Source organism: Candidatus Streptomyces philanthi, from assembly GCF_059553635.1.
In genome coordinates this window covers 1-15086 of record NZ_JCANQV010000142.1, presented here as the reverse complement: position 1 = coordinate 15086, position 15086 = coordinate 1, and the positions used below count along the sequence as shown (strand labels likewise).

15 protein-coding genes and 1 pseudogene are annotated in these 15086 nt (G+C 71.1%); 14 read left to right on the top strand and 2 right to left on the bottom strand.

The genetic code is table 11. The features are described from left to right. The 4 genes from AC51EU_RS17795 to folE form a co-directional block, all read left to right on the top strand. Positions 1-637: tRNA lysidine(34) synthetase (locus tag AC51EU_RS17795; protein ID WP_496267960.1), on the top strand; the 637-nt coding region annotated here is incomplete at its 5' end. 87 nt (positions 638-724) lie between these two features. After that, positions 725-1264, top strand: coding sequence for a hypoxanthine phosphoribosyltransferase (hpt, locus tag AC51EU_RS17790; RefSeq protein ID WP_496267963.1), 540 nt, complete (start codon positions 725-727; stop codon positions 1262-1264). Between the two features lie 281 nt (positions 1265-1545). Then, entirely contained in the window at positions 1546-3552 is a 2007-nt protein-coding gene (gene ftsH, locus AC51EU_RS17785) for an ATP-dependent zinc metalloprotease FtsH (RefSeq protein WP_496267959.1), read from the top strand. 111 nt (positions 3553-3663) lie between these two features. After that, positions 3664-4269 (top strand): GTP cyclohydrolase I FolE, encoded by a 606-nt coding sequence (gene folE / locus AC51EU_RS17780; RefSeq protein WP_496267958.1) that lies wholly within the window; start codon positions 3664-3666, stop codon positions 4267-4269. A 43-nt stretch (positions 4270-4312) separates the two neighbouring features. Here folE and AC51EU_RS17775 read toward each other — a convergent pair whose 3' ends face one another. After that, the gene (locus AC51EU_RS17775) at positions 4313-5431 is read right to left on the bottom strand and encodes an alpha/beta hydrolase (RefSeq protein ID WP_496267957.1); all 1119 of its coding nucleotides are present in this window, start codon (positions 5429-5431) and stop codon (positions 4313-4315) included. Positions 5432-5572: 141 nt separating this feature from the next. On the opposite strand from AC51EU_RS17775, the gene AC51EU_RS17770 reads away from it, so the two are divergent. From AC51EU_RS17770 to AC51EU_RS17745, 6 genes are all read left to right on the top strand, one after another. Then, a complete protein-coding gene (locus AC51EU_RS17770; protein ID WP_496267956.1) occupies positions 5573-7417 on the top strand; it encodes a phosphatidylglycerol lysyltransferase domain-containing protein in 1845 nt (614 codons plus the stop codon). Positions 7418-7482: 65 nt separating this feature from the next. Next, complete coding sequence (folP, locus tag AC51EU_RS17765) at positions 7483-8361, top strand: dihydropteroate synthase (RefSeq protein WP_496267955.1); 879 nt, start codon at positions 7483-7485, stop codon at positions 8359-8361. A 5-nt stretch (positions 8362-8366) separates the two neighbouring features. Beyond that, a complete protein-coding gene (locus AC51EU_RS17760) occupies positions 8367-8837 on the top strand; it encodes a nuclear transport factor 2 family protein (protein WP_496267962.1) in 471 nt (156 codons plus the stop codon). Positions 8838-9154: 317 nt separating this feature from the next. After that, positions 9155-9514, top strand: coding sequence for a dihydroneopterin aldolase (gene folB, locus AC51EU_RS17755; protein WP_496267954.1), 360 nt, complete (start codon positions 9155-9157; stop codon positions 9512-9514). After that, positions 9511-10104 (top strand): 2-amino-4-hydroxy-6-hydroxymethyldihydropteridine diphosphokinase, encoded by a 594-nt coding sequence (folK, locus tag AC51EU_RS17750; protein WP_496267953.1) that lies wholly within the window; start codon positions 9511-9513, stop codon positions 10102-10104. The genes folB and folK overlap by 4 nt, the downstream gene beginning before the upstream one ends. 132 nt (positions 10105-10236) lie before the next feature. Beyond that, entirely contained in the window at positions 10237-10725 is a 489-nt protein-coding gene (locus tag AC51EU_RS17745) for a DUF3180 domain-containing protein (RefSeq protein WP_496267952.1), read from the top strand. Between the two features lie 4 nt (positions 10726-10729). On the opposite strand, the gene AC51EU_RS17740 is transcribed toward AC51EU_RS17745, so the two are convergent. Then, the gene (locus tag AC51EU_RS17740) at positions 10730-11905 is read right to left on the bottom strand and encodes an ABC transporter ATP-binding protein (protein WP_496267951.1); all 1176 of its coding nucleotides are present in this window, start codon (positions 11903-11905) and stop codon (positions 10730-10732) included. Positions 11906-12081: 176 nt separating this feature from the next. Here AC51EU_RS17740 and AC51EU_RS17735 point away from each other — a divergent pair, with 176 nt between their 5' ends. The 4 genes and pseudogenes from AC51EU_RS17735 to AC51EU_RS17720 all read left to right on the top strand — a co-directional run. Beyond that, entirely contained in the window at positions 12082-12831 is a 750-nt protein-coding gene (locus AC51EU_RS17735; RefSeq protein WP_496267961.1) for an ABC transporter permease, read from the top strand. A 3-nt stretch (positions 12832-12834) separates the two neighbouring features. After that, the gene (locus AC51EU_RS17730) at positions 12835-13569 is read left to right on the top strand and encodes an ABC transporter permease (protein ID WP_496267950.1); all 735 of its coding nucleotides are present in this window, start codon (positions 12835-12837) and stop codon (positions 13567-13569) included. Then, on the top strand, positions 13566-14531 hold the full coding sequence (locus AC51EU_RS17725; protein ID WP_496267949.1) for an ABC transporter substrate-binding protein: 966 nt from the start codon (positions 13566-13568) through the stop codon (positions 14529-14531). Before AC51EU_RS17730 ends, AC51EU_RS17725 begins: the two co-directional genes overlap by 4 nt. A gap of 64 nt (positions 14532-14595) precedes the next feature. Beyond that, positions 14596-15086: pseudogene (locus tag AC51EU_RS17720) on the top strand (hypothetical protein); the annotation flags it as partial.

The following is a 15086-nucleotide window of genomic DNA, read 5'->3' as shown; positions in this document are numbered from 1 at the left end:
CGCCGAACGCCATGGCGCCGCCGCCGTCCTCCTCGGCCACACCCGCGACGACCAGGCGGAAACCGTGCTCCTCGGCCTCGCCCGGGGCTCCGGCACCCGCTCCCTGTCCGGGATGGCCAAGGCCACCGGCCCCGGCGGCCGCTACCGCCGCCCGTTCCTGGACATCGACCGCCACACCGTCCGCAAGGCGTGCCTGGTCCAGCATCTGCCCGTCTGGGACGACCCGCACAACACCGATCCCGCCTACACCCGCTCCCGGCTGCGCCACGACGGGCTGCCCGCCCTGGAGAAGGCCCTGGGCAAGGGCGTCGTCGAGGCCCTCGCGCGCACCGCCCAGCTCTCCCGTGACGACGCCGACGCGCTCGACGGCTGGGCCGCCGACGCGGAGGCCGGGGTCCGCGACGAGACCGGCTCGCTCGACGTCGCCGGGCTCTACGCGCTGCCCGCCGCGGTCCGCCGCCGGGTGCTCCGCCGGGCCGCCGTCGCGGCCGGTTCCCCGCCCGGTTCGCTCTTCGCCCGCCACATCGAAGAGGTCGACCGTTTGATCACCGCCTGGCGGGGCCAGGGCGCCATCAACCTCCCCGGGCGCGTGGGTGTCCGGCGGCAGGGTGGCAGACTTGTCCTCCGGCAGGGGTGAGCCGCGCGGCGCGGCCCCGCATCCGCAGTCGTACGACTGACGCGAACACCGAACCGAGCGAGAGTGGCACGGGTGGACGACAAGGACATGGGTTCCGACCTTCAGGCGGTACTCATCAGCAAGGAAGAGCTCGACGCGAAGCTGGCCGAGCTGGCGGCGAAGATCGACGCGGAGTACGCGGGCAAGGACCTGCTCATCGTCGGTGTCCTCAAGGGTGCCGTCATGGTCATGGCGGACCTGGCGCGTGCGCTGTCCACCCCCGTCACCATGGACTGGATGGCCGTGTCGTCGTACGGCGCGGGCACCCAGTCCTCCGGTGTCGTGCGCATCCTCAAGGACCTCGACACCGACATCAAGGGCCGGCACGTCCTGATCGTCGAGGACATCATCGACTCCGGGCTGACGCTGTCGTGGCTGCTGTCCAACCTCGGCTCGCGCGAGCCGGCCTCCCTGGAGGTCTGCACGATGCTGCGCAAGCCCGAGGCCGCGAAGGTCGACATCGACGTGAAGTGGATCGGCTTCGACATCCCCAACGAGTTCGTCGTCGGCTACGGGCTGGACTTCGCGGAGAAGTACCGCAATCTGCCGTTCGTGGGCACGCTCGCACCGCACGTCTACGGCGGCTGACGCGCCCGGTCCGCGGCCGGTCGTCACGGCCGGCCGCGGGTGGCGGCGGTGCGCGCGGCGCGGCGGGAACCTCACGGGTCCGTCCGCCGTTGAAGCAGGGAAGGACGGAATCCGAGGCCCCCGTGTTCACCGCGGGCAGCCGCGCCGGGTGACAATGCTGGGGTACCGTCCGAAGGCGGCTCTTTTCTCGGGCCAGAAATACACCGTACGCACGACCAGCCCCCGGAGGGCGTTGTGCCTCACTGTGGCAGGAGGGACGGGGTCTCGTAGGCCCCGTATGGATGGACGTGAAGCGATACTTCCGTGGGCCGGTCATGTGGATCGTGCTGGCCGTCCTCGCCGTGGTCGTGTTGATGCAGGTCGTCGGCTCGTCCGGCGGCTTCAAGACGGTGGACACCGGTCAGGTCGTCAAGGCGATCGCTGACAACAAGGTGAAGTCCGCCGAGCTGACGACCGGCGACGAGAACAAGATCAAGGTCGAACTTTCCGGCGACAACAAGATCGCCGGCTCCAACAAGATCCAGGCCAGCTACATCGGCGACCAGGGCGTCGACCTGGCCAAGAACCTGCAGGCCAAGTACCAGACCGGCGAGATCAAGGACGGCTACACGGTCTCCCCGTCGAAGCAGAACCCGTTCGTCAGTGTTCTGCTCTCGCTGCTGCCCTTCGTCCTCATCGTCGTCGTCTTCCTGTTCCTGATGAACCAGATGCAGGGCGGCGGCTCCCGGGTGATGAACTTCGGGAAGTCGAAGGCGAAGCTGATCACCAAGGACACCCCCAAGACGACGTTCGCCGACGTCGCGGGGTCCGACGAGGCCGTCGAGGAGCTCCAGGAGATCAAGGAGTTCCTCCAGGAACCGGCCAAGTTCCAGGCGGTCGGAGCCAAGATCCCCAAGGGCGTGCTGCTGTACGGCCCGCCCGGAACGGGCAAGACGCTGCTCGCGCGCGCCGTCGCGGGCGAGGCCGGCGTGCCGTTCTACTCGATCTCCGGCTCGGACTTCGTCGAGATGTTCGTCGGTGTCGGTGCCTCCCGGGTCCGTGATCTCTTCGAGCAGGCCAAGGCGAACGCCCCGGCGATCGTCTTCGTCGACGAGATCGACGCCGTCGGCCGGCACCGCGGCGCGGGCCTCGGCGGCGGCCACGACGAGCGCGAGCAGACCCTCAACCAGCTCCTCGTCGAGATGGACGGCTTCGACGTCAAGGGCGGCGTCATCCTGATCGCCGCCACCAACCGGCCGGACATCCTCGACCCGGCGCTGCTGCGTCCGGGCCGCTTCGACCGGCAGATCGCCGTCGACCGCCCCGACATGCAGGGCCGTCTGGAAATCCTCAAGGTGCACCAGAAGGGCAAGCCGGTCGCCGCGGACGTCGACCTCTCGGCCGTCGCCAAGCGCACCCCCGGCTTCACCGGCGCCGATCTGTCGAACGTGCTGAACGAGGCGGCGCTGCTGACCGCCCGCAGCGACGCCAAGCTGATCGACAACAAGTCCCTGGACGAGGCGATCGACCGCGTCGTGGCCGGCCCGCAGAAGCGGACCCGGATCATGTCCGACAAGGAGAAGAAGATCACCGCGTACCACGAGGGCGGACACGCCCTGGTCGCGGCGGCCTCCCCGAACTCCGACCCGGTGCACAAGGTCACGATCCTCTCCCGCGGCCGGGCCCTGGGCTACACCATGGTCCTGCCCGACGAGGACAAGTACTCCACCACGCGCAACGAGATGCTCGACCAGCTCGCCTACATGATGGGCGGCCGCGCGGCCGAGGAACTGGTCTTCCACGACCCGACCACGGGCGCCGCGAACGACATCGAGAAGGCCACCGCCACGGCCCGCGCGATGGTCACCCAGTACGGCATGACCGAACGCCTGGGCGCCATCAAGTTCGGCACGGACAACTCCGAGCCGTTCCTGGGCCGCGAGATGGGCCACCAGCGCGACTACTCCGAAGAGGTCGCCGCGCTGGTCGACGAAGAGGTCAAGAAGCTCATCGAGACCGCGCACAACGAGGCGTGGGAGATCCTGGTCGAGAACCGCGACGTCCTCGACAACCTGGTCCTGGCCCTCCTGGAGAAGGAGACGCTCGGCAAGGAGGAGATCGCCGAGATCTTCAAGCACATCGTCAAGCGCCCGGCCCGCCCGGCGTGGACCGGTTCCTCGCGCCGTACGCCCTCGACCCGTCCGCCGGTGCTCTCCCCCCGGGAGCTGTCCTCGGCCAACGGCTCGGTGCCGACGACCGTCTCCACGGAGAAGGCGGAGGCCCCGGAGGACACCCACCGCGAGAGCTGAGCACCACCGGGGCGCGAGGGCCCCGGAATGAATGCCGCGCTCACCAGGTTCTAGCCTGGGAGCGCGGCATTCCGCGTATATCGGTGCGGGCGCAGAAGGAACGAGGCTTACATGACCGACCCTGTGACGCTGGACGTCGACGGTGCCATCGGCCCGTTCGACGAGAAACGCGCCGAGAACGCCGTCCGCGAGCTGCTCATCGCGGTCGGTGAGGACCCGGACCGCGAGGGGCTGCTGGAGACCCCGGCGCGGGTGGCGCGGGCGTACAAGGAGATCCTGTCCGGTCTGCGGCAGAAGCCGGAGGACGTGCTGACCACGACCTTCGACCTCGGGCACGACGAGATGGTCCTGGTCAAGGACATCGAGATCGTCTCGCTGTGCGAGCACCACCTGCTGCCGTTCCACGGGGTGGCCCATGTCGGCTACATCCCGGCCGAGAGCGGAAAGATCACCGGGCTGTCCAAGCTCGCCCGCCTCGTCGAGGTCTACGCCCGCCGGCCCCAGGTGCAGGAGCGGCTGACCACCCAGGTCGCCGACTCGCTGATGCGCATCCTGGAGGCCCGGGGCGCCATCGTGGTGGTCGAGGCCGAGCACATGTGCATGTCGGTGCGCGGCATACGCAAGCCCGGCGCCAAGACCACGACCTCGGCCGTCCGGGGGCAGCTGCGCGACGCCTCGACCCGTGCCGAGGCCATGAGCCTGATCCTGGCCCGCTGACAGGACGGGCGGGGCCGGGCGGTGGGGGCCCGGCCCTGCCCCGTCAGCCGGTCTTCAGGTGGCCGGCCAGCCACTCCAGCGAGGCCGGGATCTCCCGGCGCCAGGTGTTGAAGTTGTGGCCGCCGCTGTCGAGGATGATCGACGCGACGCGCGACGGGGACTTCGTCTGCCGGATGAACCGCAGGGTGTCCTTGTAGTTGCTCTCGCCCTGCTTGCTGCTGGTGACCAGCAGGTTCACCTTGGGGGCCGCCAGGTGCCGCTGGCGCCACAGCAGGTTGTTCTCCCGCTCCAGCTGCGCGCTGCCGCCGAAGAGGTCGCCGGTGGTGGCGTCGATCGGGGCCTTGTAGCTGCCGGAGAGGGCGACGGCGGTGGAGAACGCGCCGGGGTGGCGCATGGTCATCTTGAGCGCGCAGTAGCCGCCGGTGGAGTCGCCGATGACGCCCCAGCTCTTGGCCTCCGGGCCGACGCGGTAGTGCTTGGCGACCTCCCGGCGCAGGTCCTTGGTGAAGAACGTCTCGGTCTGCGGGCCGTCCGGGACGTCCATGCACTCGGTGTCCCGGGGCGGGGCGACGGTGGGCCGCATCATCACCAGGACCGTCGGCTGCATCTTGCCGTCCTTGAGCAGCGCGTGCTGGGTCTGCGGGAAGTGCAGCTTCTTGTAGAGCGCCTCGGCGGTGCCGGGGTAGCCGGTGAGGACGACGGACGCGGGGAACGCGGTGTGCGCGTACTTCTTGTGGAAGTACTGGGGCGGGAGGTACACGAAGGCCGGGCTGGAGATGCCGGACTTCTCGCCGTGCACCACGATCTTGTCGATCCGCCCGGCGAGCGAGGGACGGGAGCCGTGGGGGACGCTGACCCGCTCGGTGCCGAGCATCTGGAGCCGGGTCCCGTTGGGGCCGCTCTTGTAGTTCGTGACCACGCCGGGCTGCTGTTCCTGACCGAAGAGGTCGGCCCAGGAGGCGTAGAACCCGAACGAGTTGTTCGCGAACAGGCCGACCGCGGCGAACAGCGATATCTGCGTCGCCAGCAGCAGTCCGACCCGGCCGGCCACCGAGCGCCAGTCCTTCCGCGACAGCCGCGGCCACAGCCAGATCGTCAGGACGAACAGTGCCACTGCCAGGACGACGGCGAGAAGCAGCACCTTCTTGCTGGTGAGACCCATGACGTGCTTTCTCCCGGGCGGCCGGCCCATCCGTGCCGCTGATGGAACCCCGAGCCCTGAAACGCCGTCATACAGAGCGCAAAAAGTCCAGATGCTGCGACAAGATTCGCACGTTCTCTCGACCGGGGCGACGGGAAAGTGATGTCTGACAGGCTAGATGGCGAAAAGTCGGAGATGGTTGCGTGGCGCACGCCACGCTGGCTCCGCGGCCCGCGGCCCGAGTCCGTCCCACGGTTCGTCGGCACCGCCGGCGTCCTCATCGGCCTGCTGAACCTCGCCTCCGGCATCTTCCCCCGCTTCCGGCACAGCCGGATGCACCACCTCGCCGAGGTCCTGCCGGGCGCGGTCAGCCCGCTGGCGGCCGCCGCCTCCCTCGTCGTCGGCATCCTGCTGCTCCTGCTCGCGCACGGCCTCAAGCGGCGCAAGCGCCGCGCCTGGGTCGCCGCCGTGACGCTGCTGCCCGTGGGCAGCGCGGCCCAGCTGCTGCACCGCCACTCCGTGGCCGGCGCGGTCCTGTCGCTGGCCCTCCTGGGATACCTGCTGTGGCACCGCAAGCAGTTCTCGGCCCTGCCCGACCCGCGCAGCCGCTGGAAGGCGCTGCTGAACGCCGTGGTGCTGGGCGGCGCGAGCTTCGGCCTCGGCCTGGTGATCGTCAACTCCCACCCGCACAAGATCGTGGGCTCGCCGTCGTCCTGGGAGCGCGCCCAGCACGTGCTGTGGGGCCTGTGCGGCTTCGAGGGCCCGGTCCGCTACACCCACCACGTCGACTACACCGTCGGCTACTCCCTCGGCGCGCTCGGCCTGCTCACCCTCGTCACCACCGCCTATCTCGCCTTCCGGCCCGAGCACCCGGCGGCCCGGCTGACCGAGGACGACGAGCGGCGGCTGCGCGAGCTGCTGGCCCGGCACGGCGGCCGCGACTCGCTCGGCTACTTCGCGCTGCGCCGTGACAAGGGCGTCGTCTTCTCACCGTCCGGCAAGGCCGCAGTCTGCTACCGCGTGGTCTCCGGGGTGATGCTCGCCAGCGGCGACCCGATCGGTGACGTCGAGGCGTGGCCCGGCGCGATCGAGCGCTTCATGGCCGAGGCCCGGGCGCACTCCTGGACGCCCGCGGTCACCGGGTGCAGTGAGACCGGCGGCCAGGTGTGGACCCGCGAGACCGGGATGGACGCGCTGGAACTCGGCGACGAGGCGATCGTGGACGTCGCCGACTTCACCCTCAGCGGCCGCGCGATGCGCAACGTCCGGCAGATGGTCAAGCGCATCGAGCGCAACGGCTACCACACCCGTGTACGCCGCGTCCGGGACCTGGAGCCCGAGGAGCTGGCACGGATACAGCGGGCCGCGAACGCCTGGCGGGACACCGACACCGAGCGCGGTTTCTCCATGGCCCTGGGCCGCATCGACGCGGTCGCCGACGGCGACGCGGTGATCGCCACCGCGCACCTGACGCCCGGCGAGGGCGAGGAACCCGGCCCGTACGGCGACCTGAAGGCGATGCAGCACTTCGTGCCCTGGGGCGACAACGGGATCTCCCTGGAGCTGATGCGCCGCGACCGCGGCGCCGACCCCGGCATGAACGAACTGCTGATCGTCGCCGCGCTCCAGGCCGCCCCCGACCTCGGCGTCAAGCAGGTCTCGCTGAACTTCGCGGTCTTCCGCTCCTCCCTGGAGCGCGGCGAGAAGCTGGGCGCGGGCCCCGTGATGCGGCTGTGGCGCGGCACGCTGGTCTTCCTCTCCCGCTGGTACCAGATCGAGTCGCTGTACAAGTTCAACGACAAGTTCCGGCCCCGTTGGGAGCCCCGTTTCGTGGTCTTCCGCAACAGCCGCGACCTCCCGCGGATCGGGCTCGCCACGCTCCAGGCCGAGGGCTATCTGGAGCTGCCGCGCGTGCTGCGCCGCGGCAGGCGGGCCGAGCCGCAGCCGTGCGCGCACACCACCGCGCCGCTGCCGACGACCACCGACGAGGTCGGGCAGGCGGCCTGAGCGGCGGCCCTCGCACCGTGACCGGCCGCAATCCGGCCGGTCGGGCCACCGCCTAGGCTGGGGGCATGAGTACCTTGCGTGGCCGGGTGACGGGACTGCCGGAGTGGGACCGCTGTGCGGTGATGGGCGTCGTCAACGTCACGCCCGATTCGTTCTCCGACGGCGGCGAGTGGTTCGACACGGAGCTGGCGGTCAAGCACGGCCTGGACCTGGTGGCGCAGGGCGCCGACCTGGTGGACGTGGGCGGTGAGTCGACCCGGCCGGGCGCGGCGCGGGTGGACGAGGCGGAGGAGCTGCGCCGGGTCGTCCCCGTCGTGCGGGAGCTGGCCGCAGCGGGCGCGGTGGTGTCGGTCGACACGATGCGGGCCGCGGTCGCCGAGCGGGCCGTCGAGGCCGGGGCGCGCCTGGTCAACGACGTGAGCGCGGGGGCCGCTGACCCGGCGATGGTCCCGGTGGTCGCGGCGGCCGGGGTGCCGTTCGTGGTGATGCACTGGCGCGGCCGGTCCATCGACATGAACAACCGCGCCGTTTACACGGACGTCGTCACCGAGGTCGTGGACGAGCTGTCCCGCAGCATGGAACGCGCCGTTTCCGGCGGCATCGACCCGGAACGGACGGTGATCGACCCGGGCCTGGGCTTCGCCAAGAACGCCGGGCACGACCTGGCGCTGCTCGCCCGGCTGCCCCGGCTGCGCGCCCTGGGGCGCCCGCTGCTGGTGGCGGCATCCCGCAAACGGTTCCTGGGCAGGGTGCTGGCGGGCGGCGAAGGCGCCGCCCCGCCGCCGGCCCGGGAGCGGGACGCGGCGACGGCGGCGGTCTCGGCGATGGTGGCGCGAGAGGGGGCCTGGGCGGTGCGGGTGCACGAGGTCAGGGCGAGTGCGGACGCGGTGCGGGTGGCCCGCGCGGTGGAGCGCGCGGCGGCGGACGCGACGGGAGCGGTGTGAGCGGCTTGGGCCCCCGGACGGACATCGAACTGGTCGAGCAGGCGAACACGGCGCTGTACGAGACCATCGAGCGCGGCGACCACGAGGCGATGTCCCGGTTGTGGCTGGACGGCCAGGTCAGCGTGGTCCATCCGGGATGGCCGGTGCTGCGCGGCCGCGGGGAGGTGCTCCGCTCGTACGCGCTGATCATGGCGAACACGGAGTACATCCAGTTCTTCCTGACGGACGTCGAGATCGATGTCATGGGCGACACGGCGCTGGTGACCTGCACCGAGAACATCCTCAGCGGGGGGCCTGCGGAGGACGACGGCTCGGTGGGGCCGCTGATCGGCCAGCTGGTCGTGGCCACCAATGTCTTCCGGCGCACCGAGGACGGCTGGCGGGTGTGGTCGCACCACGGGTCACCCGTCCTGACCGAGAGCGACGACGAGGACGAGGACGAGGACGGCGCCGCCGGCACGGCGGGCGGTCTCTGAGCCGCGGCCCGTGGCGTCCGGAGGCCGTGGCGCGCGACGTCAGCGGGCCGCCGCGTGCGCACCCGTTCGAGCCAAGTGCGCACCGGGTAGGGGTGGGGTACGGGGACAGGGGTAAAAGGCGCGCGGACGCCCCGTGGCGGTCCGGCGCGGTGCCCGGCGCACATCAGGCTCGTCCGCGACCCCCGTGGGCGGGCGCTGTCGGTGCTCGCAGGTAGATTCGAGAGCGGACGGTGTACCGGTCGAGTGCCGGTACGTGGCCGGAATTCCGACGAACAGTGGCACCCGAGGTGTCAGTGGGATCAGTGGGAGTGATTGGTGTGGACCGTGTCGCGCTGCGTGGGCTGAAGGCCCGAGGGCACCACGGGGTGTTCCCCCGCGAACGCGAGGAAGGGCAGACGTTCCTCGTGGATCTGGTGCTGGGCCTGGACACCCGCCCGGCCGCGGCCACCGACGATCTCACCCGGACCGTGCACTACGGCATCGTGGCCGAGGAAGTCGTGGCCATCGTCGAGGGCGAGCCCGTCAACCTCATCGAGACCCTCGCCGAGCGGATCGCCGACCAGTGCCTCAAGCACGAGGGCGTACAGGAGGTGGAGGTGGTGGTGCACAAGCCGGACGCCCCGATCACCGTCCCCTTCGACGATGTGACCATCACCATCACCCGGAGTCGTGTATGACCAGCAGTGACCCGACCGTTCAGCCGGTGCCCGCCTCCGTGGTGGAACAGGTGGACGCCGCCGATGTGACGCTTTCCAACCCCAAACGCGCCGTGATCTCCCTCGGCAGCAATCTCGGCAACCGCCTGGAGACCCTCCAGGGCGCCGTGGACGCGCTGGAGGACACCCCCGGCGTACGGGTCAAGGCCGTCTCGCCCGTGTACGAGACCGAGCCGTGGGGCGTCGAGCCCGGCTCCCAGCCCGCGTACTTCAACGCCGTGGTGATGATCAAGACGACGCTGCCGCCGGACTCCCTGCTGGAGCGCGGGCACGCGATCGAGGAAGCCTTCGAACGGGTCCGCGACGAGCGCTGGGGCCCGCGCACCATCGACGTCGACATCCTCACCTACCAGGACGTGATCTCCGACGACCCGCGGCTGACCCTGCCGCACCCGCGCGCCCATGAGCGCGCCTTCGTCCTGGTGCCGTGGCACGACATCGACCCGGCCGCCGAGGTCCCGGGCCGCGGCCCGGTCACCGACCTGCTCGCGGCGGTCGGCAGCGAGGGCGTACGCCCCCGCGCCGATCTGGAACTGCGGTTGCCGGAGTAATCGTTAGGCTTGCGGATCGCGCCCCCGTGAACGCGCGGGAGGGCGCGACGAGGTCGCCGGGCCGGACGCGGGGCGACGGAAGACGGGACCGGACGGCGGCGAGGCCGTGAACGCACAAGGGGCGATGGCTCGGTGAAGCAGCTACACATCAAGGTGCTGGTGGGGCTGTTCCTGGCCGCCGGGGTGCTGGCCTGGGGCGGTGCCCGGCTGTGGGACTCCCTGGGCACCCTGCCGAGCGTGCCGCTGGCGGCCCCCGTCGTCCTGGCGCTGATCGCCGCCGTACTGGCCGCCACGGCCTTCTCGCTCCGCTCCCGGCTGCGCGCGCAGCGCGAGCGGCGGCCCGGTGCCAAGGGCGTCGACCCGCTGCTCGCCGCCCGCGCGGTGGTCTTCGGCCAGGCGAGCGCCCTGGTGGCGTCGCTGGTGGCCGGGGTGTACGGCGGCGCGGGCGTGTTCCTGCTGACCTCGGCGGGCGATGTCGCCCCCCGCCGGGAGCAGGCACTGCACGCCGGTCTCTCGGTGCTGGCGGGCGCCGCGGTGGTGGCCGCCGCGATCTTCCTGGAGCGCGTCTGCAAGCTCCCGGAGGACGGCGACGACAACGGCTCCGGGGCGGAGCGCGCCTGACCGCTCAGGTCTCCGGGACGGTGTCGAGCGCCACGTCCTCCCGCGCGATGTCGGCGGCGTCGGCCGCGGCCGAGCGGCGCAGCGCGTGGTGCAGCCGGGCCGGGGTCAGCACGCCCCGGTAGCGGCCGTCGTCGAGGACCGCGACCCAGCCCGCGTCGTGCCCCAGCATCACACCGAACGCCTCCTTCAGTGGTGCGCCCAGTGGCAGTGAGGCGTTCATGCGCCGCGCGTGGTCGCGCACGGCGCCGCCGCGCGCCGTACCGGACACCGGGTCCGTGAGCGCCGTCGCCGGAACCCAGCCGTACACCGCGTCCTCGGGACCGAGGACGACCGCCCAGGGGGCCTCCTCCCCGGCGAGCCGTGCGGCGGCCCGCTCGGCGGGGTCGTCGAGCCGGACGACCGGCGGCTGGTCGAGATCGCCCGCCTCCACCGGGGTGACGGAGAGCCGCCGCAGGCCCCGGTCCGCCCCCACGAACTCCGCGACGTACGGGGACGCGGGCGCGGCGAGGACACGGGTGGGGGTGTCGAACTGCTCGATGCGGCCGTGTCCGTAGACGGCGATGCGGTCCCCGAGGTGGATGGCCTCCTCGATGTCGTGGGTGACGAGGAGGACGGTCTTGCGGAGGGTGGTCTGGAGGTCGAGGAGGGTGGTGTGGAGGCGGGCGCGGGTGAGGGGGTCGACGGCGCCGAAGGGCTCGTCCATGAGGAGGACGGGCGGGTCGGCGGCGAGGGCGCGGGCGATGCCGACGCGCTGGCGTTGCCCGCCGGAGAGCTGGTGGGGGTAGCGGCGGCCGTGGTGGTCCGGGTCGAGGCCGACCATCCGGAGGAGTTCCGCGGCGCGGTCGCGGGCGGCGGCGCGGGGCCATCCGAGAAGGTGGGGGACGGTGGCCGTGTTGTCGAGGATGTTCTTGTGGGGGAAGAGTCCGACGTGCTGGATGACGTAGCCGATCCGGCGCCGTAGGGCGACGGGGTCGGTTTCGGCCGTGTTCTCGCCGGCGACGTGGATGGTGCCGCTGGTGGGCTCGATGAGGCGGTTGACCATCTTCATCGTGGTCGTCTTGCCGCAGCCCGAGGGGCCGACGAGCGTGACGAGTTCCCCTTCCGCCACCTCGAACGAGAGGTCGTCGACGGCGGTGGTGCCGTCGGCGTAGCGCTTGGTGACGTGCTCGAAGCGGATCATGGTCCCCCATTGTGGGCGGCGGGGCGTGAACGCGGTGTTGCGAGGACGTGGAGTCCGTGACGATCGAACGGTGGTCCGGTCCGATTGTCAGTGGTGGGGGATAGGGTCGCAGACAGTCACCGAAAAAGTGAGCGAATCGGCGGGGGAGGTGACGGCTGATGCGTGCGCTGCCGGCGATGCCGTCCGGGGCGGGACCGCCCCTGGCACAGGCGGGCGGACCGGGCTGTCTGGAGGCCAACGACTGGATCTGCGGCGACTACGTCCGCACCCGCGGCCATGAACTGCTGGCCGCGACCGTCCAGCACATCGGGATCACGGCGGCGTCCGTGGCCATCGGCCTGTTGGTCGCCTTCCCGCTGGCGCTCGTCGCCCGGCGCCGGCGTGCCGTGGCCGGCCCGGTCCTGGGCGTGACGACGGTGCTCTACACCGTCCCGTCGCTGGCCATGTTCGCGCTGCTGACCCCGGTGTTCGGCGTCTCGGCCTCGGTGGTCGTCACGGGCCTGGTGCTGTACTCGCTGACGATCCTGGTGCGCAACATCCTGGCCGGGCTCGCGGCCGTCCCCGAGGAGGTCCGCGAGGCGGCCCGCGGCATGGGCTACGGTCCCGCCCGCATGCTGTTCGGCGTCGAACTCCCCCTCGCCCTCCCCGCGCTGATAGCCGGGGTGCGGATGGCCACGGTCTCCACGATCGCCATGACCACGGTGGGCTCCGTGGTCGGCTACGGCGGACTCGGCAATCTCATCGCCAGTGGCATGGCGGGCTTCTTCAAGGCGGAGGTCCTCACGGCCTCGGTGCTGTGCGTCCTCCTCGCGCTCGCCGCCGACGTACTGCTGATGGGCCTTCAGCGGCTGCTGACGCCGTGGACGAGGACCGGCGGCCGCTCCAGGGCCCGGCGCGCGGCACGGGCGACGAAGGCGGTGGCCTGACCGGTGGACGTCCTCACGGGAGCCTGGCGGTGGCTGACGACCGCGGCGAACTGGTCCGGCGAGCAGGGCATCGGCCACCGCCTCACCGAACACATCCTGCTCAGCGGGGTGTGCCTGCTCCTCTCCTGCCTGCTGGCCCTGCCCCTGGCGCTCTGGCTCGGGCACCTCGGCAAGGGCGGCGCGCTGGCCGTCAACATCTCCAACATCGGCCGCGCGATACCGACGTTCGCCGTGCTGGTCCTGCTCACCCTCAGCCCCCTCGGCACCATGGGGGAGGCGCCCACCGTCGTCGCGCTGGTGCTGTTCGCGGTGCCCCCGCTGCTGACGAACGCGTATCTGGGCGTACGGGAGGCGGACCGCGCGGCGGTCGAGGCGGCCCGCGGGATGGGCATGTCGGGCCCGCAGATCCTGCTGCGCGTCGAGCTGCCCCTCGCCCACCCGCTGATCATGACCGGCATACGGTCGGCCGCGGTGCAGATCGTGGCGACGGCGACGCTGGCCGCCATGGCGGGCGGCGGCGGACTGGGCCGCGTCATCACGGCCGGCTTCGGCAACTACGACACCCCGCAGGTCGTCGCGGGCGCCGTGCTGGTGGCCGCGCTGGCCCTGGCCGTCGAAGGCGTGACGGTCCTGCTGGACCGGCTGAGCGACCCGATGCGGGGCCACCGGCGCCGGGAGCGGACGGGCGGAAGTGCCCGCGTGTCCCCATCGAACGAAACCGAAGGGCAAACCTCATGAGCAGCAGGTCCCGGGCGATACGCACCGCCCTTGTCGCCGGAACGGTGGTCGCGCTGACGGCCGGTCTGTCCGCGTGCGGCGGGCAGAGTCTGGAGGAGAAGGGCTCGCACAACGGAAAGGGCACGGGAGAGGAGATCGTCGTCGGCTCGGCCGGTTTCACCGAGTCGAAGGTGCTCGCCGAGATCTATTCCAAGATCATTAAGGAAGAGGGTTACCGGGTACGCGTACAGACCCTCGCCAATCGCGAGCTGTACGAACCGGCACTGGAGAAGGGACAGATCGATGTCGTCCCGGAATACGCCTCCACTCTCGCCGAATTCCTCAACGCGAAGAAGAACGGAACCGGCGCGAAGCCCGTCGCCTCCAGCGACATCGGCAAGACGGTGACCGCCCTGAAGGAGTTGGCGGCCCCGCGCGGCCTCAAGGTACTGCCTCCGGGTGAGGCCACGGACCAGAACGCCTTCGCGGTGACCCGGGAATTCGCCGCGCGGCACAAGCTGAAGACGCTCTCGGACCTCGGCGCGTCCGGGCAGAAGATCACCCTGGCGGCGGGCGAGGAGTGCGAGACCAGGCCGTTCTGCAGGCCGGGCCTGGAGAAGACCTACGGCATAGCCGTCACCGCCATCGATCCCAAGGGAGTCGGCACCCCGCAGGCCAAACAGGCCGTCAAGGACGGTACCGATCAGATGGTGCTGACCACGACCACGGACGCCACACTCGACAACTTCGGACTGGTCCTTCTCCAGGACGACAAGAAGCTGCAGAACGCCGACAATCTCCTGCCCGTGGTGAATGCCCGGACCGCCGGTGACAAGAAGATCGAGGCGGCACTCGGCAGGCTCACCCGTGTACTGACCACCAAGGACTTGATCAACTTGAACCGTCAGGTTGATGCGGAACGGCTCAAGCCCGAGGATGTCGCACAGTCATATCTGGAGTCGAAGGGGCTGCTGAAGAAGTAACCACCGTGAAACGGATTGGCGGGTGGTCGCCCATCACTCTCTCCCGCACGGTAAGTTTCTGGCCATGCCACGAGGACGCCACCGCCATTCACCACCCCTCCACCGGCTGCTTCCTCCCCTCTCGGTCGCCGGTACGTCGATCGCGTGCACCGCGGGCGCGTGGTTCGTCGGCGACGACCTGGTCCAGCGACTGCTCGCCACGGGGGCCACGGCCGCCGCGGTCACCGGCGCGGTGCTGCTGCGGACCTGGGACCGTACGGCCGGACGGCAGGTCGCCGAGCTGACCCGTTCCCGGGCCCAGGACGAGTGGCGGACCGAGGAGCGGATCGCCGAACTCGAATCGGATGTCGAGGAGTCCCGCGAGATCCGTGCCGCGCTGGACACCAAGCTGCGCTCCAAGCGCGCGGAACTGGCCCGGCTCCGCAGCGAACACGCGGAACTCCTGCGCCGCTACGCCACCGCCGAGACCGAGCGCGCCAGCGCCCTGGAGGGCCGCCGCCTCGCCATCGGGACGGGCACCCCGGCGCAGGGACTTCCCGCGCCCGGCGACCGCCC

What these genes read in the sequence shown, in the direction of transcription:
- AC51EU_RS17740 (WP_496267951.1), bottom strand. Translation starts at nt 11,905, where the DNA reads ATGATCCGCTTCGAGCACGTCACCAAGCGCTACGCCGACGGCACCACC.
- hpt (WP_496267963.1), top strand. Translation starts at nt 725, where the DNA reads ATGGGTTCCGACCTTCAGGCGGTACTCATCAGCAAGGAAGAGCTCGAC.
- folK (WP_496267953.1), top strand. Translation starts at nt 9,511, where the DNA reads ATGACCAGCAGTGACCCGACCGTTCAGCCGGTGCCCGCCTCCGTGGTG.
- AC51EU_RS17775 (WP_496267957.1), bottom strand. Translation starts at nt 5,431, where the DNA reads ATGGGTCTCACCAGCAAGAAGGTGCTGCTTCTCGCCGTCGTCCTGGCA.
- AC51EU_RS17735 (WP_496267961.1), top strand. Translation starts at nt 12,082, where the DNA reads ATGCCGTCCGGGGCGGGACCGCCCCTGGCACAGGCGGGCGGACCGGGC.
- ftsH (WP_496267959.1), top strand. Translation starts at nt 1,546, where the DNA reads ATGGACGTGAAGCGATACTTCCGTGGGCCGGTCATGTGGATCGTGCTG.
- AC51EU_RS17725 (WP_496267949.1), top strand. Translation starts at nt 13,566, where the DNA reads ATGAGCAGCAGGTCCCGGGCGATACGCACCGCCCTTGTCGCCGGAACG.
- folP (WP_496267955.1), top strand. Translation starts at nt 7,483, where the DNA reads ATGAGTACCTTGCGTGGCCGGGTGACGGGACTGCCGGAGTGGGACCGC.
- folE (WP_496267958.1), top strand. Translation starts at nt 3,664, where the DNA reads ATGACCGACCCTGTGACGCTGGACGTCGACGGTGCCATCGGCCCGTTC.
- AC51EU_RS17770 (WP_496267956.1), top strand. Translation starts at nt 5,573, where the DNA reads ATGTCTGACAGGCTAGATGGCGAAAAGTCGGAGATGGTTGCGTGGCGC.